This is a genomic window from Pseudomonas aphyarum, from assembly GCF_028657055.1.
GTDB lineage: Bacteria > Pseudomonadota > Gammaproteobacteria > Pseudomonadales > Pseudomonadaceae > Aquipseudomonas > Aquipseudomonas aphyarum.
On sequence record NZ_JAMDGS010000005.1, the window covers coordinates 432,687 to 455,879 of the forward strand.

The window sequence follows — 23,193 nt, forward strand, 5'->3', positions numbered from 1 at the left end:
TGGAAATGACTGTACGGTTCTGTGCCGGTCAGTTGGAGAAGACGAACTGGCCCTTGATCTTTTTCGACCCGATGAAACCAAGGTCGGGGAACAGTTTGGTTTTCAGCCACGCGACATAAAACACCAGGGCCAGGGTTAGGCCTACGCCGATCAGCGTGGCCACCGGGTCTTCGGCGTAGTCCTTGAACAGGCGTGAAAACTGGCTGAGCGTGAGGATCACGAAGACGGTGTAAGTCTGCGCGGAGTACTTGTAGAAGCCCCACGCAAACAGCAGCGGGATAGCACCGCCGATCAGCGCGAGCACCAGGGCCAATCCGACGCTGGAGTTCCAGCCCAGCGCAAATCCGATGAGCGCACCGATCAACGCCTGAATGCAGAACAACACAATCAGGATCGTGACCTTGCGCGCATGCTGTTTCCGCAGCGCCGGCTCAATCCGCGAACCGATCCAGTAGGCCAGGACCCGATCCTTGACCGCTCCACCGGAAAACGCCTTGAAGGTGTCGGTTTTCGAGCGTCCTGCATCGAGCATCTCATCCAGCTGGCGTTTGATTTCCTTCTTGTCCAACGTCTTCATCCTTAAACAGGGTTCGAAGTGGCCGATCCACTTCACGCACGGATTCTGGCCGCTGGCCCCTTAGAAAGCAAAAAGCCGCTTCAACCCGAAGGTGGAAGCGGCCAAGGCATGTGCCTCAAGGAATCAGTGCACGAACAGGGCGATCAGGATGATGATCGGGATTGGAACGCCGAGGAAAAACAGCAGTAGTGAGCGCATGGTGGTTCTCCTTGATTAACGGACTGGCGGCAGCGTGGTCGTGGTGTAGGTTTCGACTTCGACGTACTCGACCGCATCCCGGCGGCGACCGCCGAAGGTGGCCGAGAGGCTGGCGAAGAACGCACCGGCCAGCAGCGCGATGAACATCCACAGCGAGGTCCAGGCAGCGACTTTGGCGGCGGTGTCGGCAGCTTGTTGCGCTTTCACTTTGGCGTCGGCAATTGCCTTCTGGGTGCGGGCGTAGATTTCATCGACCCGACGTTCGGCGTCGGCCTGGGTCAGGTTGGTACGCTGGGCGACCAGTTGGGCGAGGTAGGTGCGGTCTTCAGCGCTGAGCTGACCGTTGGCCAGGCTCTGGGCAAAGATCCGGGTCACGGTGCCACGAGCGGCGTCATCGCTGACGGCGGCGGGACGATCGTCGCGGAACAGGCTGTCGACGAAGTAGCCGTACTGATCGCTGTCAGTGTTGGCCGCTGCGGTGCCGGCTGCTTGGGTCATCGCACTGGCTGCGCCACCGGCAACACTTGCACCGGCCTGCACGCCACCGCTGACAATGCTGCTGACCGAACCGACCACCAGCGTCGCGGTGACCAGCGTCGCCACACACCAGGCGAGAAAGCCATGGGCGGTATCGCGGAAGTACACCTCGTCACCGTGCATGTTGGCCCATTTCACCCGCAGGCGACCGGCGATGTAGCCGCCCAGTCCCGAAGCGATGATTTGTGTGGCGGCCAGCCAGATGATCGTTGAAATGCCCAGGCCCTTGGCGCTGACGCCCTCTCCGGCCCACGGTGAAACAGCGGAAAAGCCCAGACCGAAACCGAGCAGGACCAGAATCAACGACAGCGCCGCAGCGGCTGCGGCCCCAGCGAAGATCGCGCCCCAGGACACCCCTGAGACGTTGCTCGACTCGCCTTCGAAGGCAGGATAAAACCCATCTGAGGATCTATTCATTGTTGTTCTGCTCCCGGCATGAAAAATGGTGTTACAACTCGTCATCAGAGGAATTGCAGTGACCGTGCCAGTCGCCAACATTAAATAAATCGTTTGGATTCAATAACTTAAAAAGACTGAACTTCCCGAATCCATGCAAATTGCAACAACGGGTCGATAACAGCGGGTTTTATGCATTGGCACAAAAGCCCGGTCATTTGCGTTTGTAGCTTTTCTTGCCACTCGGCGTCAGGCAATACACGCCGCCGCGCGGCCCGGTGCAGAACGAGCCGGTGCCGCAATCACACGCATCGTTGCTTTGCAGAAATTGTTGCGGCCTCGCCTGTTCGCGGATGCCGAACATGGCGGCGCAGCTCTTCTTCGAGCCGCTGATGGAGCCGTCATTGCACAGGAACAGATCGCCGTCGCAGCGAGCGATGCCGCCCTTCTTCCCGGAACACGGGGTGTTGGCGGCCAGTGCCGAAGCGCTCAGCAGCGCCAGCAACATCCCGGCCATCGGCATCCAGCCACCACGAATCAACCAGCTCACGCCTTCACTCCTTGAAAGATGTGGCCAGATGATATCAACGTTTCACAAAATAATTCGGCGACGGCGACTAATGACGGCTAAAACATGAAAGTTAATTTAAAGCGTCAACGCAAAATCTTGGCAAAATGCTGCCATTGCGTTTGAACAGACCAGCAGGCCCACCATGACTCGCATCCTGACCATCGAAGACGACGCCGTGACCGCAAGGGAAATTGTCGCCGAACTGAGCAGCCACGGCCTCGACGTGGACTGGGTCGACAACGGCCGTGAAGGCCTGGACCGCGCCGTCAGCGGCAACTACGACCTGATCACCCTCGACCGCATGCTGCCGGAGCTTGATGGCCTGGCCATCGTCACCACCCTGCGCACCATGGGCGTGGCAACGCCGATCCTGATGATCAGCGCCCTCTCCGACGTCGACGAACGCGTGCGTGGTTTGCGCGCCGGCGGCGATGACTACCTGACCAAACCGTTCGCCACCGATGAAATGGCCGCGCGAGTCGAAGTGTTGCTGCGTCGCCAGAACAGCAACGGCGCCCAGCCGACCACATTGCAGGTGGCGGATCTGCAACTCGATCTGATCAGCCACGAAGCCCGGCGCGCCGAGCAAGTGCTGACGCTGCTGCCGACCGAATACAAGTTGCTGGAATTTCTGATGCGCAACAGCGGCCAGATTCTGTCGCGGATGATGATTTTCGAAGAGGTCTGGGGCTATCACTTCGACCCCGGCACCAACCTGATCGACGTGCACATCGGCCGTCTGCGCAAGAAGATCGACCCGCCGGGCAATGTCCCGCTGATCCGCACGGTGCGAGGCTCGGGTTATGTCATTGCCGAACCCGTCTGACGGTTGGCGTTCCTCCAGCAGCCGTTTGCTGGCGCTGTACAGTTCGTTGTTCGTGGCCTGGAGTGCGATCCTCATGGGGGTCATGTACTTCGAGGTTTCCGGTTATCTCGACAATTTGGCCAAGCATTCGCTGATGCAACGTCAGCATCTGTTTTCGCACTTTCGCGGCGATCAGCTGGAAGACGCGCTCGCCGCCAGCATGACTTTCGACATTCGCGGCATCGACGCCTACGGCCTGTTTGATGCCCAGCATCGCTACCTCGGCGGCGCGTTGCAGAAGATCCCCGAGGGTCTGCCGCTCGATGGCAAGATCCACATGCTCAGCGAATGCGCCGACTCCGACGACCCGACCCTGCCCAACGACAGCTGCGACGCGGTAGCCACTCCGACCCGCGACGGCCGCTGGCTGGTATTGTTGCGTGACAACGGTTCGCTGTTCGCGGTCACGAAGATCATTCTGCATGCCTTGCTCTGGGGCGTTTCGCTGACGATTGTGCCGGGAATCATCGGCTGGCATTTGCTGCGTCGTCGACCGCTGCGGCGGATCCGAGCGATCCAGGCCAGCGCCCAGTCGATTGTCGCCGGCGACCTGACTCACCGTTTGCCGCTGTCCAATCGCCGCGATGAGCTGGACATGCTCGCCGCCATCGTCAACGCCATGCTCGATCGCATCGAGCGCTTGATGAACGAAGTCAAAGGTGTGTGCGACAACATCGCCCATGACCTGCGCACCCCGCTGACCCGTTTGCGCGCGCAGTTGTATCGCATGCAGCAGCAGGCCGGCGAAGGCTCGCCGGAAGCGGCGCAGCTGGATCTGGTGCTGGCCGAGGCCGATACGCTGATGGCGCGGTTTCGCGGGTTGCTAAGGATTTCGGAGCTTGAGGATCGTCAGCGGCGCTCGGGGTTTGTCGAGCTCGATCCGGTGTTGTTGCTGCAGGAACTGCACGAGTTCTATCTGCCGCTGGCCGAAGACGACGATCTGCGTTTCGAGCTGAACATGCCGGAAACCCTGCCGATGCTGAACGGTGATCGGGCGTTGCTGTTTGAAGCGCTGGCGAACCTGTTGAGCAACTCGATCAAGTTCACCCCGGCCGGTGGCACGGTGGTGCTGCGCGGGGTCAATGATGCGGGGCATACGCGGATCGAAGTGCATGACTCCGGGCCGGGCATTCCCGAGTCGGAACGGGAGGCGGTGTTCCAGCGGTTCTACCGCGCCGAGGGCGGGCAGTTGCAGAATGGCTTTGGCCTGGGGCTGTCGATTGTCGCGGCGATCGTCAATCTGCACGGGTTCAGCCTTGAGGTGGGGCGAAGCGATCTGGGCGGGGCGAAGCTGGTGCTGGATTGTCGGCAGAGCCTGATTTCACAGTCTTGAGATAGATCGTTCCCACGCTGCGTGGGAACGATCAGTGAACAAACTCAGGCGGGGTAGTTGGCGCGCAGTGCTTCGAGCCCACCCTGATAGATGCCGCTGAACAACGCCACCACTTCCTCATCACTCACGCCCTTGGCCGTGAAGCGTCCCGACCACGTTACCTTCGCGCCCTGCCCCTGGGCTTCAACGCGAATCGTCGCCAGATAATCGGTGGCCGGAAACGGTGCCTGCAGAATCGAATAGCTATAGGTTTTGCTCGCGTTATCGAACGTTTCCAGACGCTCGACCACCACGCCACCGTCAGCGGTTTGCAAGGTGCGCACGCGCCCGCCTTCGCTCAGCTCGCTGTTGGGAATGAACGGCAGCCAGTCCGGCAAGGTGTTGAAGCCGCCAATCAATTGCCAGACTTGATCGGCCGAAGCCGGGATGTCGATCGTTGCTGATGCTGTTGCCATAAATAAAAAGTCTCTCTCGATGAATTCAGATAGTCAGGCTGTCGACCACGCCGCCGTCGACCCGCAAAGCGGCGCCGGTGGTGGCCGAGGACAGCGGTGAAGCGATGTAGGTGACCAGGTGCGCGACTTCTTCGACATCCGCCACGCGCTGGATGATCGAACTCGGACGGGCCCGGCGCACAAACGCGTCAGCCTCGTCCCGCAGGCTGCGGCCAGACTCGGCGGCGGCATCCTTGAGCATTTCCTCGACACCGTCGGTGAAGGTCGGCCCCGGCAGGATCGCGTTGACCGTAACCCCGGTGCCCGCCAGGCGTTTGGCCAGGCCATGGGAGACCGCGAGGTTGGCGCTTTTGGTCACGCCGTAGTTGATCATGTCGGCCGGGGTGGCCACGCCGGATTCCGAAGACAGGAAGATCACCCGGCCCCAGCCCTGCTCGACCATCGCCGGCACGTAATGCCGCGACAGGCGCACGCCGGAGATCACGTTGATCTCATAGAAGCGCGTCCACTCATCGTCCGGCGCGTCGAAGAAATCCACCGCGTTGTAGATGCCGAGGTTGTTCACCAGGATGTCGGCTTTCGGTTCGGCGGCGAACAGTTTCTGTGCGCCTTCGGCCGTGCCCAGATCGGCCGTCAGACCGCGCAGTTGCGCGCCCGGCACCTTGTCGCGAATGCTTGCCAGCGCCTGTTCGACCTTGGCCGAATCGCGACCGATCACCACCACCGTGGCGCCCGCCTCGGCCAGCGACTGGCTGATGCCCAAACCGATGCCCGCCGTGCTGCCGCTGACAATCGCCAGTTTTCCGCTCAGATCGATCTTCATGCTTTCACCTCGTCGATGGGTAATGGTGCACGTTCGGACACCAGGTTCGCTTCACGCATGGCCTGCCAGAAACCGGCCGGAATCACCGCCGACAGCGCCGCCACATCTTCAGCGATACGTCCCGGTTTGCTCGCACCGGGAATCACTGCCGCCACGGCCGGATTGGCCAGCGAGAATTGTAGTGCAGCCGCTTTGACATCGACGCCGTGGGCCGCGGCGATGCGTTTGATCTGCTCAACCCGGGCAACGATTTCAGGGCTGGCCTTCTGGTATTCGAAGTGCGCACCGCCGGCCAGGATCCCCGAGCTGTAGGGGCCACCGACTACGATTTCAACATTCTGCGCCCGGGCCGAATCCATCAAACGCTGCAGTGCGCGGTCGTGATCGAGCAAGGTGTAGCGGCCAGCCAACAGGAAGCCGTCAGGCTGCGCCTCGGTCAGGTCCAGCGTCAACTCGCACGGCTCGACCTTGTTCACGCCCAGGCCCCAGCCCTTGATCACGCCTTCTTCGCGCAGGCGGGTCAGGACTTTGAAGGCGCCGGTGCGGGCCTGATTGAAGTACTCGAGCCATTGATCACCGTAGAAATCCTGAGCGATGTCATGGACCCAGACGATGTCGAGGCGATCGGTTTTCAGGCGCTTGAGGCTGTCTTCGATCGAACGCAGCGTGGCGTCGGCGCTGTAGTCGTTGACGATCTTGTTCGGGCGGCCGTGTTCGAACACCCCGCTTTTCTCGCCCAGATCCCGGGCGGCGGCGTCTTCGACTTCATCGAGAATCACCCGGCCGACCTTGGTGCTGAGCACGTAGTCGTCGCGCTTGTAGCGGGACAGTGCTTCGCCGAGGCGGATTTCCGAGAGGCCCGAGCCGTAGAACGGCGCGGTGTCGAAGTAACGCACGCCGGCATCCCACGCCGCATGCACGGTGGCTTGGGCTTCCTCTTCAGGAATGGCGCGGAACATGTTGCCCAGTGGCGCGGTGCCGAAGCCGAGTTGGCCGGGGAGTTTGTCTTTCAAGCTCATGATGCAGTCCTCGTAAGTCGTGGTCGGTGTTGACCGTTGAGCAGATCCTAGATTGCGCCACTCAGACCGTCCAAGACATAATCAGCAGCACTTGAGTCCCTGAAGGTCTGACATGATCGACATCCGCCAATTGCGCTACTTCGTCGCCGTCGCCGAGGAAGAACACGTCGGCCGCGCCGCCGAGCGCCTGCACATTTCCCAGTCGCCCCTGAGCCGGCAGATCGCCCAGCTCGAAGAACGCCTGGGCCTGACCCTGTTCGAACGCAGCCAGCAGCGCATCCGCCTGACCCGCGACGGCCAGACCTTTCTCGCCGAAACCCGCGCCCTGCTGACCCACGCCAATCGCCTGGAATCTCTCGGCAAACGCCTGGGCCGTGGCGAAGAAGGCGGCCTGTGCATCGGCTACATCGAAAACGCGATGCACGCCGGGGTCTTGCCCAATGCCTTGCGCGTGCTGCGGGTGGATCGGCCGAACGTGCATGTCGCGCTGTATAACCTGAGTTCCGCCGAACAACTGGAAGGCCTGCGTCAGCGTAGCCTCGATATCGCGCTGGTCAGTGAACCGCCGACGATCGACGATCCCGACCTGCTGGGCTTTCAGGTGCTGGACGACCCGATGCTGCTGGCGCTGCCCGAACATCACCCGCTGAACCAACTGCCATCGCTGACCCCGGCGGATCTGGCCGATCAGGAATGGATCGGCGTGCAGCCTCGCCAGGGGGCCGACGATGAGCTAGTCAGCGCCTGCATTCGCGCAGGTTTCACCCCGGATGTGCGGATGCAGGCCACGGAGCCGTTTACCGCGTTAGGGCTGGTGGCCTCGGGGCTGGGGATCGCGATGATCCAGAAAGGTCTGAGCCATAATGCACCGCCGGGCGTGGTGTTGCGGGAGGTGCCGTGGCTGGCGTTTACCACACCGTTGTGGGCGGCTTGGCACCGGGTCAATTTAAGGCCGTTGGTGGAGACGTTTCGTGAGGTGTTGACTGGGTCTGATATCGCCGAGCCCTCACCCTAACCCTCTCCCGGAGGGAGAGGGAACTGATTGGGGGATATTGACGTAATACATCGACCTGAAAAATCTTGTGTGAATCCATCATCAGGTTGATCCGATATTGACTGTTGGTCTGGTCTACAGTGAATTTTCCATCCCACTTCACAAGGACGTGAAGCATGCAAAATCGCCCGACGCTCGCCCAACGCCAGTTCGCCCGCCACTTGCGCACCTCCCAGACCGACTGTGAACAACTGCTCTGGCAGAAGCTGCGGGCGCGACAGTTAGCGGGGCTGAAATTTCGCCGGCAGGTGCCGGTTCCGCCGTTCGTGCTGGATTTCTATTGTGTGGAATTGAAGTTGGCGGTTGAGCTGGATGGGGGGCAGCATTTTGAGGCGGCGGGAGAGATTCATGACCGGCGGCGTACGGTTTATCTACAGCGGTTGGGGATTGAGGTGGTGCGGTTCAGTAACCTGGAGGTGATTCGGCAGATGGGGGATGTGTTGGAGCAGATTGTGCGGGTTGCGGAGGTTTTGAGATTGCGATCCTGATCCGAAAAGCGCCCTCACCCCAGCCCTCTCCCGGAGGGAGAGGGAGCCGATTGGGGGATATTGTCGGGATACATCGACCTGAAAAATCTGCGGTGAATCCGTAATCGACGTTGTGTTTCAAATCGATGCTTGGAATCCATAATCGACTCGGTTTTTCAGGTCGATGTATCTCTTAAGACACCTCGGTCGGCCCCCTCTCCCTCCGGTAGAGGGCTGGGGTGAGGGCAAGCGGTCGACGCAGAATCCCCGACAGTCCCGGAATCCATAATCGAATCGGCGTCTCAAGTCGATGCCTGGAATCCATAATCGACTCGGTGCATCAGGTCGATGTATCTCTCAAGACACCTCGGTCGGCCCCCTCTCCCTCCGGTAGAGGGCTGGGGTGAGGGCAAGCGGTCGACGCAGAATCCCCGACAGTCCCGGAATCCATAATCGAATCGGTGTCTCAAGTCGATGCTTGGAATCCATAATCGACTCGGTGCATCAGGTCGATGTATCTCTCAAGACACCTCGGTCGGCCCCCTCTCCCTCCGGGAGAGGGCTGGGGTGAGGGCCAGCGATCGACGCGCAATCCCTGAGCATTCAAGCCCCCAACCGCGCCCACCCCGCCACCAGCTGCGCACTGATACTCACCCCGCCACAAACGATGACCACCACATCATGCGCCCCCGCCAGCGCCGGATGATCAAGGTAAGCCACCGCCAGCGAAACCCCGCACGCCGGCTCCACCAATTGCCGCAAATCACTGGCATATCGCACCACACCCATGATCGCGTCGTCATCCGACAGCACCAGACATTCATGATCAAACTCGCCGATATGCTCCACCGGCCACGCCGCCACCTGCGCGGCACCCAGGGAGGTGGCGACAGTGTCGATCCGATTCAGGCGCACCGGATGGCCGGCCTGAACGGCCGCAGCGAACGAGGCGGCGCCTGTGGTTTCGCAGGTGATGATGCGGCAGTCTCGGCGCTCATGGCGCAGCAGCCCGGTGAGGATGCCCGCCAGCAAACCACCGCCGCCGACCGATGTGACCACGGTATCGACCTGCGGGCAGTCGTCGAGAATTTCGTCGATCATCGAGCTGTGCCCTTCCCACAACACCGGGTGATCGAAGGCCGGCACGTATTCGGTGTCCGCCGCACTGGCCAGTTCCCGCGCTCGCTGGTTGGCCTCGTCCCAGACTTTGCCGTGGACGACGACTTCCGCGCCGGTGCGGCGAATACGCGCGCGGGTCGCTTCCGGCGTTGTGTGCGGCACCACGATGCAGGCTTGCAGGCCCAGGCTGACCGCTGCCACCGCCGTGGCCAGCCCGGCATTGCCGCCGGACGGACACACGACCTTGCGCTTGCCCTGCTTCGCTGCCTGGCTGCACAACAAACCCATCCCGCGCAGCTTGAACGAGCCGCACGGTTGCAGGTTTTCCAGCTTCAGCCAGATGCGCCGGGACGCGGTCGACAGGGTCGGATGGAGGATCAGCGGCGTGCGGATGTGCAGCATGGCGGACTCCCGAAGCGGCGGATCGGATGATCGGAACGTCTCTGCCTGAAGTTTAGTCCACGCCCCCTCCAGCGGTTAAACGCCGGGGATCGTGCCGGGATCTACACTGAACGGAACAGCCGTCAGGTGCCTATGAAAATGTCTGCGCAAATGACCGTGGTCGCCGTGCTCGCCACCCTCGCCTATCTGGGTTTGGCGATGTGGGGCATCGGTGGCGTGGCGGTGTTTTTTTCTCACGGTGCGTTGGTCGTGGTGGCCCTGGCAACCCTGGCCATGGTGGTGGCGTCGTTGTTTACGGAAGTGAACTTGAGCACCGGCGAGCGCGAGGACCGGGCCAATCGCTGGGTGATTCCGGCGTTCGCCGTGATCGGACTGGTCAGTGCCTTTCTGCCGGCCTACTGCGACCGCATCGGTTTCTGGACAGTGGGCCGCGAAGGCACCCGTTGGCTGGGCGCGCTGCTGTTTATCGTCGGCGGTGGATTGCGCCTGTGGCCGGTGTTTGTGCTGGGCCATCGGTTCAGCGGGCTGGTGGCGATCCAGCCGGGACATCGGCTGGTGACCGAGGGCATTTATCGGCATCTGCGCAACCCCAGTTATCTGGGGCTGGTGATCAATGCGATCGGCTGGGCGCTGGCGTTTCGCTCGGTGGTCGGCCTGTTGCTGGCGGCGCTGACGCTGATCCCGCTGATCGCCCGCATCCACGCCGAAGAGGCCCTACTGCGCACGCAGTTCGGCGCCGAATACGACGCCTATTGCGCCCGCAGCTGGCGCTTGGTGCCCGGGATTTATTGAGGTTGCAGGCGCAACTGGCCGTCGCTGTCGATGCTCAGCGCAATGTCGCGGTAACTGGCAATCGTCGCGTGGGCGGTTTCAAGCGGATGCTGGTGAGTCGTGGTGATGATCATCAACGGCGCACCAGCGGCTTCAGCGGCCTGAATACCGACGGTGGCGTCTTCGAAAATCAGGCAGTCCGACGGTTCCAGGCCCAGGCGTTTGGCCGCCAGCCGATAACCGGCCGGATCCGGTTTGCCGGCGGTCACGTCTTCAGCGGTGATCATCACCGCAGGCTCCGGAATCCCCGCTGCGGCCATCCGCCGCAACGCCAGATCCCGTGGCGCCGAGGTCACCATGGCCCAGCGATCCGCCGGCAACGACTTGAGAAAAGCCGCCGCACCGGGGATCTCGACAATGCCTTCGACGTCTTCGATTTCCGCCTCGGTGATGAACGCCGCTTGCGCCTCGGCGTCCACGCCCGACAGGTTCAAACGCGTGATGGTGTCGATGGCGCGCACGCCGTGGATGGTCGGCAGGAACGTCTCGACGTTCACCCCGTGGCGCACGGCCCAGGCGGACCAGATCCGCTCGGCGGCGGCGATGGAGTTGAGGACGGTGCCGTCCATGTCGAACAGGAACGCGCCGAACGCGCGGTTGAAAACAGCATCGTGAGCAGACAAAAGATCACTTCCTCGCAAGGGGCCGGGCAACGATGCCCGGCAATGTAGCACTTGCGAGGCGTGTCAGTGCAGACGCGGCGCCTTGGATTTGAACGCACCGTCCACACAATCGAGCAACTGGCCGATGGCCCACGGCTTCTTGATGAACGCCACCGGATGCTTCACGCCCGAGGTTTCCGGTGTTTCATAACCGGACATGACCATCACCGGTTTGTCCGGCCAGCGCTCGCCGACCAGATTGGCCAGGTCGGCGCCATTAAGGGTGCCGGGCATGGTGATGTCGGTGAGCAGCAGCGCGACTTCCGGCGCGTGCGCTTCCAGATATTGCGACGCCGCATCGGCACTGGTCTGCGGCTCGACCTTGAAACCTTCCTCCTGAAGAATTTCGCACAGAAACTCCAGAATCAACGGATCGTCCTCGACTACCAGAATCAACCCGCCAGGAAGGTGCGCGCTCGACGTCGGAATTGGACACATGAACTGGCACTCCCTGAATTGCATGAACGATTTAGCGGCTTGATCCCGCTGCTTATCTGGTATGAGCAGCGCCTTCTACAGAAATTCATTTTTGATACAGGTCTTTTCGATAACACTCGGTCAACGGGCAGTCGCCGGCGCGTAATTGCGGTTAAAATGCGCGCCCTTTTGCTGGCCGATCCGATTGATGAACCCTCAAGCCCTCGCCGTTCTCCATGCTCACCTGCTCACCGCGCTGACTTCGGCACCCGCCGAAACCCGGCGCCTGTTCCACGGGCGCGGGCGTTGCTGGCCGGGGCTGGAGCAAGTCACCGTGGACTGGCTGCAAGGCGTGGTGCTGGTGTCGCTGTTCAAGGAGCCCGAGGCTTCGCAGCTGGAAGACCTCAAGCACCTGTTGCTGGAAATCACCGCTTCGGCACCATGGCAGCAGGCCGGCGCCCACACCCTGCTGATTCAGCACCGCTACTTGCCGCAAAGCACCGCCGAATGGCTGCTCGGTGAAGAGATCGACGAAATGACCATCGTCGAGGGCGGGCTGAAATACCGCGTGGATCTGGGTCGCAAGCAGAACGCCGGGTTGTTCCTCGACATGCGTTATGGGCGCAACTGGGTGCGCGAACAGGCGGCGGGCAAACGGGTGCTGAACCTGTTCGCCTACACCTGCGGCTTCTCGGTGGCGGCCATCGAGGGTGGCGCCAGCCATGTGGTCAACCTCGACATGTCCCGCGCCGCGCTGAGCCGGGGCCGCGACAATCACCGGTTGAACGGGCATGACCTGAGCAAGGTGAGTTTCCTCGGCCACGACCTGTTCAAGTCCTGGGGCAAGGTCATCAACAGCGGCCCGTACGATCTGGTGATCATCGACCCGCCGTCGTTCCAGAAAGGCAGTTTTCTGCTGACCAAGGATTACCAGCGCGTGCTGCGTCGTCTGCCGGAATTGCTGACGGCGCAGGGCACGGTGCTGGCTTGCATGAACGATCCATCGTTCGGTTCGGACTTCCTGATCGACGGCGTGACCCAGGAAGCACCGAGCCTGCGCTTCGAGCAACGGCTGGAAAATCCGCCGGAGTTTCCGGATATCGATCCGGAAAGCGGTCTGAAGGCTTTGGTCTTCAAACGCGTCGACTGACAACAGGTTTCAACGAAACAAAGCCTGTCCGAGTTCGCGCGCCGCCTGCAACTGCATCGCAGGATCGCTCGACTCGGACTCCAGCAACAAGGCCGAGCTCGCCACCGTCGCCCCGCAGTAATCGAAAATCCCGTGATCGATCTGCGTCTTCATCGCCGCGCCGTAGCCGTGGCGCTCGTAAGTGCGTGTATCCGCTCCGCCGAGTCCGACGAGGTGCACGCGCAATCGTCCGAGCTTCTGCAGCGTCTTGTCACCGTCGAAATCGTACGCCCAGCCATTGCTGAACACCCGGTCGATCCAGCCCTTGAGCAGCGCCGGCATCGACCACCAGAACACCGGATAGACCAGCACCAGTGTATCGGCGCGGTCGATGCGCGCCTGCTCGGCCAGCACGTCCGCCGGCGGTGCGGATTCGCGGTGATGCACTGCCCAGTCGGCCACGCCGAAGCGCGGGTCGAATTCCTCGGCGTGCAGGTCGGCGATTTCGAAGGTGTTGGATGGATCGCTTTCCGAAAGACCTTTGGCAATCTGCTGCGCCAACGCGTGGGTCAGCGAACGTGGATCATCGTGATCTACAACAATCAATGCGTGCATGGGGAAATCTCCGGTTGGTGATTGCTGACCAAGGGCTTATCCTTTCGATAAGCTACGATTGGTAAGTTACCATCAGTAAGTTACGTTTGGTATATAAGCGATGTCAACCACTGAAATCCCCGAATCCGCACAACCCCGTCGCCGCCTGTCCCGGGAAGACCGCCAGCGCCAGTTGCTCGACATGGCCTGGCAGTTGATTCGCGAAGAAGGCACCGATGCCCTGACCCTCGGCTATCTGGCGGAAAAGGCCGGCGTGACCAAACCGGTGGTCTACGACCATTTCACCACCCGCGCCGGTCTGCTCGCGGCGCTGTATCAGGATTTCGACCGGCGCCAGACGGCGCTGATGGACGCCGCACTGGCCAATGCCGAAGCAACCTTGAACGGCACCGCGACGGTGATTGCCACGGCGTATGTCGATTGCGTGCTGACTCAGGGCAACGAGATTCCGGGGGTGATTGCGGCCCTGGCGAGTACGCCGGAACTGGAGAGGATCAAGCGCGAATACGAGGCGATCTTTCTGGAGAAATGCCGCAATGTGCTGTCGCCTTTCGCTGACGGCGCAGAGATCAGACAGGCAGGATTACGCGCCATGCTTGGCGCCGCCGAAGCCCTGTCGCAAGCAGCGGCCACTGATGAGATCAGCGCCGAACAGGCCCGTGACGAGCTGTTGGCAACCATCATCGCGATGGTCGAACGAGCCGCCGCCCGCGCCACCCAGGCAGGTGACTGACGGTACTTGAGCGCATCAGCCCACCTTCCTACGATGGAACTACGCAGTCGCTTGGTCCGCCAAGCCGTTGCGTAGGTGCGGGTGCTCTGAACCCCAATCAAGCCCGCACCTGGCTTCATGCGCATCTTGAGCCTCGCGGGCTCTACTTCCTCCCCATCAAAGAGTCTTGAGGCTCTTTTTTTGTCTCTGAAAATCAGCGTTCGGGTTCGCGGCGGATCGAACGCCACGTGGCTTGCGCCAGCAATTCGCGATAAGCCTTCGGACTGCCCTGCACTCGCCCGGACAACCAAGCGCGGCAATAGCTGTCGGCCTGCCCGACGATCAGCGACGGCAGCAATTCGGCCGGGCACTCGTTGAGTTCAGCCGCGCGCCCGGACTCGGCCAGCCAGGTACGCAGGCCCAGATTGCGGGTCTTGTTGCGCTCGACCAGTTCATCCTTGTGCGGGCCCCGGGTCACGGCATAACGCGCGTGATACTGGAAGCGCGCCCATTCCGGTTGATTCTCGACCCAGTCCACGTAGCTGTAGACCAGCGCCTGCACGCCCTCTTCGGTGGTCGTCGCGTCGGCCAGATAAGCGTCGCGCAGGCGCGCCTGATCCTCCAGCGCGGTGAAGAACAGCGCGGCCACCAGTCCTTCCTTGTTGCCGAAATGGTGGTAGATCGCCCCGACACTGGTGTCGCACTCGGCACGGATCATTTCGATGGTGGTGGCCTCGATGCCCTGCTCGTTGAACAGGCGCAGGGCCTTGCGAAAGATGTCGCGCTTGAGTTCGGCGCGGCGGCCCGGGTAGCTGCGTTCGAGTAGATCTGCGGTGTCCATGGGCCTTGAAAATCCGGGTAAAGGGCACATTCGTGCCGGTGATCGAAACGCGCACAGGTTGACAGATTTCCCGCAGACAGAATACCGTTCCGTTACAGAATATTATTCTGTAACGGAACATGATTCTGTAAATCCCCTAACCGCGAGGCTTCACCCATGAGTCAGTTTCTCAGCATGTTCAACAGCGTCGGTTCCCAGGCGTTCAGCCAGATGGCCTGCCAGGTCGCGCCGTACTTCAGCACCATCAACCCGCTGGTGACCGAATTGCGCCCAGGCTCGGCGCAGGTGCAAGTACCCTTTCGCCGCGAGATCACCAACCACCTCGGCACCGTGCATGCCATCGCCCTGTGCAATGCCGCCGAACTGGCAGCCGGGATGATGACCGACGTGTCGATTCCCGCCGGCGCACGCTGGATTCCCAAAGGCATGACCGTCGAATACCTGGCCAAGGCCAAGACCGACGTGACCGCCGTGGCCAGTGGCGAAGCACTGGACTGGCAGACCGAAGGCGACAAGATCGTGCCGGTGGATGTCCACGACGCCGAAGGCAAGAAAGTGTTCACGGCGCGGATCACCATGAACGTGAAACTGTCCTGAAATCACCGGCACAAAAAAGCCCTTGCTGCGCAGATCGCAACAAGGGCTTTTGTCGTTTCGAAGAGAAGGGATCAGTGAACGGTCAGGCGCTGGCGGACAAATTCTTCGGTGCGGCGAGTGACCTGATCCAGATGCCGGTCGCGCTGCTTCTCGGCATCGAGCATCGCCCGCTTGCCGTGTTTCTGCAGCAGATAGGTGTGGATCTGCTGCACTTCCAGCGAACGGTAGATCGGCGTCGTGTCGATAAAGCCGCGCAGCCCGTTGCTGCGGTAGTGCCGGGTGCTCATCAGCACTTGCGTCTCCAACTGGCCCAGCACTTCAAAGCCCAGCACTTCGAAATACGGCACCTTGCCGATGCTGCAGGTCAGTTCGGCATGGGGGTAACGCGCCACCATGTCCGCGATCAACGAGCGGGCCACACCCTGACGCCGATGCCCCTCGCGCACCGCCAGATAGGCCACGTTGCACGCCTCCCAATCGCCCTGCACCGGCAGGTACAACAGGAAGCCGATCACCTGCTCGGGGTCATCGTCATCGGTGGCCACTAGCAACTCCACCTCGGTGCCCTTCTCGCCGTTCAACGCCTCCAGATACAGATGCACCTCGTAGCCGACCGCGTACTGATAGACGTTGTACAGCAGATTGCTCGGGCCCAGCCCGATGGCACTGATGTCGGTCAGGTTGTCGACCACCATCTGCAAAATCTGGCTGTTGACGCCTTCGGGGCATGGGGATTTGTAGTGGGTGATGCGGGGCATGGCGGGCGGACTCCGGCGGAAAACGCCGCCATCATACCGCGCCAACGCGTCGGGGGCCGAACACCATCACTGCTGCGGCGCCACGACCTTGAACTTGATGTCGATATCCTTCGACACCACGGTGTCCGCCCACTCCCCCGCGCCGAGGCCGAACTCGTCGCGCTTGAGCACCAGTTCGCCGTCGAAGATGCCGATGCTGCTGTCGGGTTTGAGTTGCACCGGCACTTGCACCTCACGGGTGATGCCTTTGAGGGTGAGGTGGCCGTCGACCAGATAACGGTTGTCGCCGGCCGGGCTGAAGCGGGTCGATTCGAACACCGCCACCGGGAATTTATCGGTGTCGAACCACGCCGGTTTCACCAGCTCGGTGTTGGCGTCTTCGCTGCCGGCGTCGATGCTGGTGAGGTCGATGTGCAGCGTGGTGCGGGCACTGGCGAGGTTGTCGCTGTCGAAATCCAGCGTCGCGTCGAACTTGCCGAACGTGCCGTACATCCGCGAGCCCATCTGGTTGTAGGTGAAACTGATCTGGCTGGCGGTGGTGTTGACCCGGTTGTACTCCACCGCCTGCGCAGCAGGGACGACAATCAGGCAACACGCGGCAGCCAACAACAATCGAATCGACATGGAAGGCTCCGGCGCCCGATGGGTCTCGAATGACTTAAGCAAACATCCGGCGGTTATGCCACCTCGTCGGCCATGCGCGCCTTCAAGTAGCCGATCAGCGCCGTCACCTTGGGCGATGGCAGATGCTCACGCGCCGTCACCGCGTTGAGATCCTGCGCCGGACCGATCCATTGCGGCAGCACCCGGATCAGACGTCCGGCCTGCACATCGGCCTGCATGCTCTGCTCCATTCCCAGGCTCAGCCCTTCACCCGCGAGCAACGCGTCATGCAGCAGCGCCGGATCGTTGGCCAGGATGGAAGGTTCGACGCGGTAGTCTTTCAGGCGTGCGCCCTCGCGACGCAACGGCCAGACATAACCGACATCGCGCCTAGCCTGATGCAGCGTCAGCGTCTGATGATGAATAAGCTCGTCAGGATTGTCCGGCGTACCGTGGCGCGCCAGATAATCCGGGGACGCGTAAATACCTGTGGGAAAACTCGCCAGCCGCCGGGCGATCAGGCTCGAATCCGGCAACGCCCCGAGACGCAGCGCCACATCGATTTCCTCCCCTACCAGATCCAGCGGCACATGGGAGGCCAGAACCTCCAGGCGAATTTCCGGGTACGCCTGACGAAATCCCGCCAGCACCGGCGCAAACCAGCTGACGCCGAATGAAAACGGCACCGTCACCCGCAACCAGCCGCGCGGCCCGTCACGCAACTGATGCACAGCGCGCTCGGCGTGTTCGAGGGTATCGGCGAGGGCCTTGCAGTGTTCGTAATACACCGCGCCGGCCTCGGTCAGGCTCAACTGGCGCGTGGTGCGCCGCAGCAGCTGAACGCCGATGGCCTGTTCCAGTTCGCGCACCCGACGGCTGACCGTGGTCTTGGGGATCTGCAATGCATGGGCAGCGGCAGTGAAACTGCCGAGGCGCACCACGCGCACGAAAACCAGCGTGTCGTTCAAGTCACGGATCATTTGCAGGCCTTCCGCCAATCAATGGATTGTGCCAATAGCGGCACATTGCATGCCACGATTATGGGCTAATCACGACAAGACCTGCGACCTAAGATCGCTGCTCCCTTCCTGGAGTGCCTCTGATGAATCTCAACGAATACGCCGAACATGACGCCATCGGCCTGGCGCAACTGGTCGCGTCGGGCGACATCCGCGCCGAAGAACTGGCCGCGCTGGCCATCAAAGCCGTGCAGCAAGTCAACCCGTCGATCAATGCGCTGATCGAACACTGGACGCCAACGGTGACCACTGGCAGCGGCCCATTGGCCGGGGTGCCGTTTCTGATCAAGGATCTGGCGATCACCGCTGCCGGGCGACGCAACGAACTGGGCAGCCGACTCGCCCAAGGTGTTGTCGCGCAGAGTGATTCGCACCTGATGCAACGCTTCAACGCCGGCGGATTGATGACCCTGGGCCGCACCACCACCCCGGAAATGGCGTTCAGTACCGAGACCGACTCCGTCCTGCAAGGGCCGACCCGCAACCCCTGGGATCCGCAGCGCTCGGCCGGCGGTTCCAGTGGCGGCGCCGGGGCTGCGGTCGCCGCCGGCATTGTGCCGATCGCCCATGCCACCGATGCGGCGGGTTCGATCCGCGTACCGGCGGCGTTCAACGGTCTGGTCGGGCTCAAGCCGACGCGCGGGCGCAGCTCTCACGGGCCGGTGATGGATGAAGTGTTCGCCGGGCTGGGCGTGCAACTGGGTCTGTCGCGAACCGTGCGTGACAGCGCGGCGTTGATGGATGTGGTGCAAGGCTGCGCGCCGGGAGACCCGTACCACACGCCCGCACCGGCTGAAGGTTTTCTGGCGCAGGTCGGTCGCGATCCGGGACGGCTGCGAATCGGTGTGCTCGACACGCCATGGAACGGCGCCGCCGTCGACAGTGAAATCCGTGAAGCCACCCAGCGCGTCGCCCGCGAACTCGAAGCGCTCGGCCATCGGGTGGACGTCGTGCAAGCCCCGCTCGGTCTGTCATGGGAGGCCTTCGTCGACGCCAACGCGCACATTTGGTGTGCCAGCCTGGTGCGCTGGATCGACCACCTCGCCAGCAGCACCGGCCGCGCCATCGACCACCGCACCCTCGAACCCGCCACGCTGGCCTGCTACGCGTTCGGCGAGCAATCCCGTGGCGTGGACTTCGCCGCCGCGCTGGAAGTACGCAACAGCATCGCCCGGCAAGTCGCGAGCTGGTTCGACTCCATCGACATCCTGCTGACCCCGACCCTGCCGCAATTACCGCAAGCCGTCGGCACCTACAATCGCGGCGCAGAGGCGCTTGATGGCCGGCAATGGACGGCGCGGGTGTTCGCGCATTCGCCGTTCACTCCGGTGTTCAACGTAGCGGGGACGCCGGCCATTTCATTGCCGTTGGGAATGTCGCACAGCGGGTTGCCGATCGGCGTGCAACTGGCTGCCCGCTTAGGCGCCGACGACGTCTTGCTGCGGTTGGCCGCGCAACTGGAACAGGCATTACCGTGGCACCATCGGCGTCCAAAGATCCGGGCCAGCCACCCGGACTGAAGTCACTCAGGCAACCGATTCGCTGCCGGGTGCCTGTGCCGCACCCGTTCGCACGCCGGCCCGCAGTTTGTGACGCAGCTTCAGGGCCGGCCGTTCGACGGCATGGTAGGACACGATGCTCATGACGAAAGCCAAGACCATCACCGCCTCGACATACCAGCCGATGTAGGCCAGCGGCCACAGGGCACGCAGGAGGTACATCGCCACGAAATGATTGAGAAACACGCCATAACTGATGTTGCCGAAGAATTCGTCCAGCGGATGCTGGCGCAGTTTCGTCAGCAAAAACACGGCGGGAATGCCCAGCGCGACGCCCAGCGTCACCTCGGCATTGAAGGGGCGGCGCTCGATCCAGCCGGCCATGATCGCGACGAACAGTACGGCCACCCCCAACAGGGTGGCCGCCACGATTAACCGGCCCTTGGCTTGTTCGCCATACAGATAGCTGCCGCAGAGGAACATGAACAACACCCCCGGCAGCAGTCGGTAACCATAGACATCGGTGTTGATGTAGCCCAGGCAGGCGACCAGGAACACCGCGCCGGACAGCACGAACGCCACCCCGCGCAACTTGAAGATCAGCAGAAACGGAATCGCCAGATAAAAACACAGCTCCAGCCCCAGCGACCACGCCGGCGGCATGAGCTCGGTTCCGGCCAGGCCGAACATGTAGAAATCGAGGGGTACGATCGCAAGATTCGCGACGATGTGCCTGAAGGTCAGCTCGGCGGCCTGAGGCGTACCGGGCAGCAAGAAATAGATCACGGCACAGGACAGGCACAGATAGAACAGGAACTGCGGGTAGAGCCGCAACGCCCGGTCCACGTAGAACAGGCCGACTTTACTCAGTGCGTTGTAGTTGCGTTCGATGAGCGAGGTCATCACGAAACCGCTGATGATCAGAAACGAAATCACCGCGACCACACCCGGATTCAGCCCCGCGAAATTGATCCCCATATGGGACAAAGCCACCAGCACCGCCAGCAACAATCGATAAACACCCACGAACCTGCTCCAATGTCCTTATCGTTATGGGCGGCTAAGCTACGACGCTTTGCGACAGGAAAACAGTTATTTTTCGTTGCGTCCTACACCAGCCGCTCGATCTTCTGATGCTTCCAGACCCGCGTGTAATACAGCGTCTGCAACACCAGCATCCCCAGATACGCAATCGGAAACGCCATCCACACACCCTGCAGACCGAACTGCCCGTCCAGCCAGTAGGCCGCCGGCAACTGCACGCCGAGCACGCAGATGATCGCCACGCCCACCGGCACCAGCACCGTGCCGCTGGCGCGCATGATGCCGCCGATGATTGCCTGGAAACCGAAGATCAGCAGGCTCCACAACATGATGTGCAACAGGTGCTCGGCCATCGCCCGGGTCGAGTCTTCGGTCAGGAACAGCCCCAGCAACCAGTGCGACAACAGGTAACCCGCCAGGATCAACCCCCCGGTCAGGCACACGTTGATCCACAACCCGGTGCGTAGAATCGGCCCCATCCGCTCAAGCCGTCCGGCGCCGATCGCCTGGGCGCCGAGGATCGACGCAGTGATCGCAATCGACAGCGCCGGAAACTGCACGTAATTGACGATCTGCGTCACCGCGCCGTAGGCCGCCGTCGCCTGTGAGCCGTGCTGGTTGACCAGCGCCAGAATCACCAGCTCCGACAGCGACAGCACGATCATCTGCACCCCGGTCGGCAGACCGATGCGCAACACCTTGCCGAGAATCGCGCCGTCCAGACGCAGCGCCGCGAAGAACTCGCGATCCGGCGCCAGCGGATGGCCCTTGCGGATCAGGCTCCATGACAGCCACGCCATCGCCGCCAGCGTACCGGCCAGACCGGCGAACGCCGCGCTCTGAATGCCCAGTTGCGGCAAGCCGAACCAGCCGCGAATGAACGCCGGGGTCAGCGCCAGCCCGACCACGGTCGACAGCAACAGCGCCAGCATCGGCGACAGCGTGTCGCTCACCCCGCGCAACAACTGGGTGAACAGCACGTACACCAGCACAACCGGCAAGGTCCACATCATCACCCGGGCATAGGCCACCGCATCATCCAGCACATCCGCCGGCGTCCCCAAACCCTGCAATGCCTCACGCGCAAACACACTGCCCAGCACCGCCGCCGCCAGCCCGATCAACACCCCCAGCAACAACGTCGCCCCGGCAATCGCCTTGACCATATGCGACTCACGCGCCCCCCACGCCTGGCCGATCAGTACCCCTGCCCCGGCGCCCAGACCGATGACCAGCGCAATAAAGAAAAAGATGATCGGAAACATCCCGGACACCGCCGCCAGCGCCTGCGTGCCGAGCATCTGGCCGATGTAGATGCTGTTGACCGTGCCCGACATCGATTGCAGGAAGTTCGACAGCACCATCGGGGCCAGGAACAGCAGGTAGGTTTTCCAGAGGGAGGATTGAGCGGGGGTTTGCATTGAGGATCCGTCTCGGGTGGGAGCTGATGACAGAGTCTAAGGTATGCAATGCCGTTCAGGTCGTACCCCTTTGCATTAAAACTTCGTAATCTGCACCCCGAACAATCTGCATTGCCTCTCCATAACGACAGGAAGTGAATCCCTCCCATGCGCCGTTCCCCGTTTCTGCTGAGTTGCACCTTATTGACCGCTCTGGCGACGACCGTCCACGCCGGCCCCGCGCCCTCGCCCGAAGTGGTGCAAGGATTGGTGAGCACCCTGAACGAGCGCCTGAACATCGGCGACCTCGTCGCCCTGACCAAATGGGACAGCGGCAAGCCGATCCAGGACAGTCCCCGTGAGGCGCAGGTGATCGACAACGCCCGCAAACTGGCCACCGAACGCAAGCTCGATCCGGAAGACGTCGCGCAGTTGATCGCCGCGCAGATGGAGGCCAACAAACTGGTGCAGTACGGTTTGCTCGCACAATGGCAAGCGGCCGGTGCCGCGCCGGACACGCCGCGCCCGGATCTGGGCAAGCAGATTCGCCCGCGCCTGGATGAGTTGCAAACCCGTCTGCTGCAGCAGTACGCCGACTTCACGCCCTACCGTCACGACCCGAACTGCCCGGCGTGGCTGGCCAAGGCGCGTACCGGTCTGACCCGTGACGCGCTGCATGAACTGGCCCTGACCCGCGCCACCGGGGAGCTGTGCATTCGGCCGCTGGCGCCCTAGAACAAGGGTCCTGGCATTCATTGCTGGCGTCGATAGTCACCATCAGTTCAATGAAGTTCTCATAAAAAATCCGCGGCGTAACATCGGCTCCATACCCAACAAACAACACCCCTGGAGCACACGATCATGAAACGCCAAATCCTTCTCGGCATCGCTTTCTCGGTTCTTGCAGTCAACGCTTTTGCAGCCAAACCCGCCCACACCATGATCGCCGAAGGCGGTTCGGATCGGTTGATTGAAAGTCGTGTGGCTGAGGGTGGTTCTGATCGTCTGATCGAACGCCGCGTTGCTGAGGGTGGCGCTGATCGACTGATCGAACGTCGTGTTGCTGAAGGTGGCGCTGATCGGCTGATCGAACGTCGTGTTGCTGAAGGTGGCGCTGATCGACTGATCGAACGTCGTGTGCTGATCGGCTGATCGAACGTCGTGTTGCTGAAGGTGGCGCTGATCGGCTGATCGAACGCCGCGTTGCATAAGTAAGCAGCGCATAAAGAAAAGCCCGGCCTGATCAGCCG

General features: G+C 61.9%; 26 protein-coding genes and 1 pseudogene. 11 read left to right on the forward strand and 16 right to left on the reverse strand.

The window, feature by feature from the left end; translation table 11 throughout:
• Positions 1–28 precede the first annotated feature (28 nt).
• From M5G18_RS08855 to M5G18_RS08865, 3 genes are all read right to left on the reverse strand, one after another.
• Positions 29–568, reverse strand: a complete 540-nt coding sequence (locus M5G18_RS08855) for a hypothetical protein (RefSeq protein ID WP_273897560.1) — start codon at positions 566–568, stop codon at positions 29–31.
• Positions 569–790: 222 nt separating this feature from the next.
• Positions 791–1,729, reverse strand: a complete 939-nt coding sequence (locus M5G18_RS08860; RefSeq protein ID WP_207983172.1) for a hypothetical protein — start codon at positions 1,727–1,729, stop codon at positions 791–793.
• 193 nt (positions 1,730–1,922) lie between these two features.
• Complete coding sequence (locus M5G18_RS08865) at positions 1,923–2,231, reverse strand: YdcA family protein (RefSeq protein ID WP_420793308.1); 309 nt, start codon at positions 2,229–2,231, stop codon at positions 1,923–1,925.
• Between the two features lie 190 nt (positions 2,232–2,421).
• Here M5G18_RS08865 and M5G18_RS08870 point away from each other — a divergent pair, with 190 nt between their 5' ends.
• Positions 2,422–3,105, forward strand: a complete 684-nt coding sequence (locus M5G18_RS08870; RefSeq protein WP_007952956.1) for a response regulator transcription factor — start codon at positions 2,422–2,424, stop codon at positions 3,103–3,105.
• A complete protein-coding gene (locus tag M5G18_RS08875) occupies positions 3,083–4,477 on the forward strand; it encodes a sensor histidine kinase (RefSeq protein WP_273897562.1) in 1,395 nt (464 codons plus the stop codon). The genes M5G18_RS08870 and M5G18_RS08875 overlap by 23 nt, the downstream gene beginning before the upstream one ends.
• Before the next feature lie 44 nt (positions 4,478–4,521).
• Here M5G18_RS08875 and M5G18_RS08880 read toward each other — a convergent pair whose 3' ends face one another.
• From M5G18_RS08880 to M5G18_RS08890, 3 genes are read right to left on the reverse strand one after another with little or no spacing between them, the layout of a single operon-like run.
• Complete coding sequence (locus tag M5G18_RS08880; protein WP_273897563.1) at positions 4,522–4,932, reverse strand: SRPBCC family protein; 411 nt, start codon at positions 4,930–4,932, stop codon at positions 4,522–4,524.
• Positions 4,933–4,957: 25 nt separating this feature from the next.
• A complete protein-coding gene (locus M5G18_RS08885; protein ID WP_273897564.1) occupies positions 4,958–5,755 on the reverse strand; it encodes an SDR family NAD(P)-dependent oxidoreductase in 798 nt (265 codons plus the stop codon).
• Entirely contained in the window at positions 5,752–6,774 is a 1,023-nt protein-coding gene (locus tag M5G18_RS08890; RefSeq protein ID WP_273897565.1) for an aldo/keto reductase, read from the reverse strand. Before M5G18_RS08890 ends, M5G18_RS08885 begins: the two co-directional genes overlap by 4 nt.
• A 112-nt stretch (positions 6,775–6,886) precedes the next feature.
• On the opposite strand from M5G18_RS08890, the gene M5G18_RS08895 reads away from it, so the two are divergent.
• Both M5G18_RS08895 and M5G18_RS08900 read left to right on the forward strand, forming a co-directional pair.
• Positions 6,887–7,789 (forward strand): LysR substrate-binding domain-containing protein, encoded by a 903-nt coding sequence (locus M5G18_RS08895; RefSeq protein ID WP_273897566.1) that lies wholly within the window; start codon positions 6,887–6,889, stop codon positions 7,787–7,789.
• A gap of 155 nt (positions 7,790–7,944) precedes the next feature.
• Positions 7,945–8,316 (forward strand): endonuclease domain-containing protein, encoded by a 372-nt coding sequence (locus M5G18_RS08900; protein WP_273897567.1) that lies wholly within the window; start codon positions 7,945–7,947, stop codon positions 8,314–8,316.
• Between the two features lie 582 nt (positions 8,317–8,898).
• Here M5G18_RS08900 and M5G18_RS08905 read toward each other — a convergent pair.
• Positions 8,899–9,816 carry a pyridoxal-phosphate dependent enzyme gene (locus M5G18_RS08905; protein WP_273897568.1) on the reverse strand — a complete coding sequence of 306 codons (918 nt, stop codon included), beginning with the start codon at positions 9,814–9,816 and terminating at the stop codon, positions 8,899–8,901.
• 132 nt (positions 9,817–9,948) lie between these two features.
• Here M5G18_RS08905 and M5G18_RS08910 point away from each other — a divergent pair, with 132 nt between their 5' ends.
• On the forward strand, positions 9,949–10,608 hold the full coding sequence (locus M5G18_RS08910; RefSeq protein ID WP_273897569.1) for a methyltransferase family protein: 660 nt from the start codon (positions 9,949–9,951) through the stop codon (positions 10,606–10,608).
• On the opposite strand, the gene M5G18_RS08915 is transcribed toward M5G18_RS08910, so the two are convergent.
• Both M5G18_RS08915 and M5G18_RS08920 read right to left on the reverse strand, forming a co-directional pair.
• Positions 10,602–11,270, reverse strand: a complete 669-nt coding sequence (locus tag M5G18_RS08915) for an HAD family hydrolase (protein WP_273897570.1) — start codon at positions 11,268–11,270, stop codon at positions 10,602–10,604. The two genes, M5G18_RS08910 and M5G18_RS08915, sit on opposite strands and share 7 nt — an antisense overlap.
• A gap of 63 nt (positions 11,271–11,333) precedes the next feature.
• A complete protein-coding gene (locus M5G18_RS08920) occupies positions 11,334–11,747 on the reverse strand; it encodes a response regulator (RefSeq protein WP_273897571.1) in 414 nt (137 codons plus the stop codon).
• A 187-nt stretch (positions 11,748–11,934) separates the two neighbouring features.
• Between M5G18_RS08920 and M5G18_RS08925 the strand changes: the two genes are divergently transcribed.
• Complete coding sequence (locus tag M5G18_RS08925) at positions 11,935–12,876, forward strand: class I SAM-dependent methyltransferase (RefSeq protein ID WP_273897573.1); 942 nt, start codon at positions 11,935–11,937, stop codon at positions 12,874–12,876.
• 9 nt (positions 12,877–12,885) lie between these two features.
• On the opposite strand, the gene M5G18_RS08930 is transcribed toward M5G18_RS08925, so the two are convergent.
• On the reverse strand, positions 12,886–13,470 hold the full coding sequence (locus M5G18_RS08930) for an NAD(P)H-dependent oxidoreductase (RefSeq protein WP_273897574.1): 585 nt from the start codon (positions 13,468–13,470) through the stop codon (positions 12,886–12,888).
• Between the two features lie 100 nt (positions 13,471–13,570).
• On the opposite strand from M5G18_RS08930, the gene M5G18_RS08935 reads away from it, so the two are divergent.
• Entirely contained in the window at positions 13,571–14,203 is a 633-nt protein-coding gene (locus tag M5G18_RS08935; RefSeq protein WP_273897576.1) for a TetR/AcrR family transcriptional regulator, read from the forward strand.
• 193 nt (positions 14,204–14,396) lie between these two features.
• Here M5G18_RS08935 and M5G18_RS08940 read toward each other — a convergent pair whose 3' ends face one another.
• Positions 14,397–15,023 (reverse strand): TetR/AcrR family transcriptional regulator, encoded by a 627-nt coding sequence (locus tag M5G18_RS08940; protein WP_273897578.1) that lies wholly within the window; start codon positions 15,021–15,023, stop codon positions 14,397–14,399.
• 156 nt (positions 15,024–15,179) lie between these two features.
• Here M5G18_RS08940 and M5G18_RS08945 point away from each other — a divergent pair, with 156 nt between their 5' ends.
• Positions 15,180–15,620 (forward strand): hotdog fold domain-containing protein, encoded by a 441-nt coding sequence (locus M5G18_RS08945; protein WP_273897581.1) that lies wholly within the window; start codon positions 15,180–15,182, stop codon positions 15,618–15,620.
• A gap of 71 nt (positions 15,621–15,691) precedes the next feature.
• Here M5G18_RS08945 and M5G18_RS08950 read toward each other — a convergent pair whose 3' ends face one another.
• The 3 genes from M5G18_RS08950 to M5G18_RS08960 all read right to left on the reverse strand — a co-directional run bounded on the left by M5G18_RS08950 (position 15,692) and on the right by M5G18_RS08960 (position 17,961).
• A complete protein-coding gene (locus M5G18_RS08950) occupies positions 15,692–16,378 on the reverse strand; it encodes a GNAT family N-acetyltransferase (RefSeq protein ID WP_273897584.1) in 687 nt (228 codons plus the stop codon).
• A gap of 66 nt (positions 16,379–16,444) precedes the next feature.
• On the reverse strand, positions 16,445–17,002 hold the full coding sequence (locus M5G18_RS08955) for a YceI family protein (protein ID WP_273897585.1): 558 nt from the start codon (positions 17,000–17,002) through the stop codon (positions 16,445–16,447).
• 53 nt (positions 17,003–17,055) lie between these two features.
• Positions 17,056–17,961, reverse strand: coding sequence for a LysR family transcriptional regulator (locus M5G18_RS08960; RefSeq protein ID WP_273897586.1), 906 nt, complete (start codon positions 17,959–17,961; stop codon positions 17,056–17,058).
• A gap of 122 nt (positions 17,962–18,083) precedes the next feature.
• On the opposite strand from M5G18_RS08960, the gene M5G18_RS08965 reads away from it, so the two are divergent.
• On the forward strand, positions 18,084–19,520 hold the full coding sequence (locus M5G18_RS08965) for an amidase (protein WP_273897587.1): 1,437 nt from the start codon (positions 18,084–18,086) through the stop codon (positions 19,518–19,520).
• Between the two features lie 6 nt (positions 19,521–19,526).
• On the opposite strand, the gene M5G18_RS08970 is transcribed toward M5G18_RS08965, so the two are convergent.
• Both M5G18_RS08970 and M5G18_RS08975 read right to left on the reverse strand, forming a co-directional pair.
• Entirely contained in the window at positions 19,527–20,525 is a 999-nt protein-coding gene (locus M5G18_RS08970) for an acyltransferase family protein (RefSeq protein ID WP_273897588.1), read from the reverse strand.
• 83 nt (positions 20,526–20,608) lie between these two features.
• Positions 20,609–21,964: an MATE family efflux transporter gene (locus tag M5G18_RS08975; RefSeq protein ID WP_273897589.1), complete on the reverse strand. Its 1,356-nt coding sequence runs from the start codon at positions 21,962–21,964 to the stop codon at positions 20,609–20,611.
• A 147-nt stretch (positions 21,965–22,111) separates the two neighbouring features.
• Here M5G18_RS08975 and M5G18_RS08980 point away from each other — a divergent pair, with 147 nt between their 5' ends.
• Together M5G18_RS08980 and M5G18_RS08985 are read left to right on the forward strand one after the other, a co-directional pair.
• Entirely contained in the window at positions 22,112–22,678 is a 567-nt protein-coding gene (locus tag M5G18_RS08980; protein WP_273897590.1) for a chorismate mutase, read from the forward strand.
• Positions 22,679–22,804: 126 nt separating this feature from the next.
• Positions 22,805–23,154, forward strand: a pseudogene (locus M5G18_RS08985) (hypothetical protein).
• Positions 23,155–23,193 lie beyond the last annotated feature (39 nt).

What these genes read in the sequence shown, in the direction of transcription:
- M5G18_RS08860 (WP_207983172.1), bottom strand. Translation starts at nt 1,729, where the DNA reads ATGAATAGATCCTCAGATGGGTTTTATCCTGCCTTCGAAGGCGAGTCG.
- M5G18_RS08865 (WP_420793308.1), bottom strand. Translation starts at nt 2,231, where the DNA reads ATGCCGATGGCCGGGATGTTGCTGGCGCTGCTGAGCGCTTCGGCACTG.
- M5G18_RS08870 (WP_007952956.1), top strand. Translation starts at nt 2,422, where the DNA reads ATGACTCGCATCCTGACCATCGAAGACGACGCCGTGACCGCAAGGGAA.
- M5G18_RS08875 (WP_273897562.1), top strand. Translation starts at nt 3,083, where the DNA reads ATGTCATTGCCGAACCCGTCTGACGGTTGGCGTTCCTCCAGCAGCCGT.
- M5G18_RS08880 (WP_273897563.1), bottom strand. Translation starts at nt 4,932, where the DNA reads ATGGCAACAGCATCAGCAACGATCGACATCCCGGCTTCGGCCGATCAA.
- M5G18_RS08885 (WP_273897564.1), bottom strand. Translation starts at nt 5,755, where the DNA reads ATGAAGATCGATCTGAGCGGAAAACTGGCGATTGTCAGCGGCAGCACG.
- M5G18_RS08890 (WP_273897565.1), bottom strand. Translation starts at nt 6,774, where the DNA reads ATGAGCTTGAAAGACAAACTCCCCGGCCAACTCGGCTTCGGCACCGCG.
- M5G18_RS08895 (WP_273897566.1), top strand. Translation starts at nt 6,887, where the DNA reads ATGATCGACATCCGCCAATTGCGCTACTTCGTCGCCGTCGCCGAGGAA.
- M5G18_RS08900 (WP_273897567.1), top strand. Translation starts at nt 7,945, where the DNA reads ATGCAAAATCGCCCGACGCTCGCCCAACGCCAGTTCGCCCGCCACTTG.
- M5G18_RS08905 (WP_273897568.1), bottom strand. Translation starts at nt 9,816, where the DNA reads ATGCTGCACATCCGCACGCCGCTGATCCTCCATCCGACCCTGTCGACC.
- M5G18_RS08910 (WP_273897569.1), top strand. Translation starts at nt 9,949, where the DNA reads ATGAAAATGTCTGCGCAAATGACCGTGGTCGCCGTGCTCGCCACCCTC.
- M5G18_RS08920 (WP_273897571.1), bottom strand. Translation starts at nt 11,747, where the DNA reads ATGTGTCCAATTCCGACGTCGAGCGCGCACCTTCCTGGCGGGTTGATT.
- M5G18_RS08925 (WP_273897573.1), top strand. Translation starts at nt 11,935, where the DNA reads ATGAACCCTCAAGCCCTCGCCGTTCTCCATGCTCACCTGCTCACCGCG.
- M5G18_RS08930 (WP_273897574.1), bottom strand. Translation starts at nt 13,470, where the DNA reads ATGCACGCATTGATTGTTGTAGATCACGATGATCCACGTTCGCTGACC.
- M5G18_RS08935 (WP_273897576.1), top strand. Translation starts at nt 13,571, where the DNA reads ATGTCAACCACTGAAATCCCCGAATCCGCACAACCCCGTCGCCGCCTG.
- M5G18_RS08940 (WP_273897578.1), bottom strand. Translation starts at nt 15,023, where the DNA reads ATGGACACCGCAGATCTACTCGAACGCAGCTACCCGGGCCGCCGCGCC.
- M5G18_RS08945 (WP_273897581.1), top strand. Translation starts at nt 15,180, where the DNA reads ATGAGTCAGTTTCTCAGCATGTTCAACAGCGTCGGTTCCCAGGCGTTC.
- M5G18_RS08950 (WP_273897584.1), bottom strand. Translation starts at nt 16,378, where the DNA reads ATGCCCCGCATCACCCACTACAAATCCCCATGCCCCGAAGGCGTCAAC.
- M5G18_RS08955 (WP_273897585.1), bottom strand. Translation starts at nt 17,002, where the DNA reads ATGTCGATTCGATTGTTGTTGGCTGCCGCGTGTTGCCTGATTGTCGTC.
- M5G18_RS08960 (WP_273897586.1), bottom strand. Translation starts at nt 17,961, where the DNA reads ATGATCCGTGACTTGAACGACACGCTGGTTTTCGTGCGCGTGGTGCGC.
- M5G18_RS08965 (WP_273897587.1), top strand. Translation starts at nt 18,084, where the DNA reads ATGAATCTCAACGAATACGCCGAACATGACGCCATCGGCCTGGCGCAA.
- M5G18_RS08975 (WP_273897589.1), bottom strand. Translation starts at nt 21,964, where the DNA reads ATGCAAACCCCCGCTCAATCCTCCCTCTGGAAAACCTACCTGCTGTTC.
- M5G18_RS08980 (WP_273897590.1), top strand. Translation starts at nt 22,112, where the DNA reads ATGCGCCGTTCCCCGTTTCTGCTGAGTTGCACCTTATTGACCGCTCTG.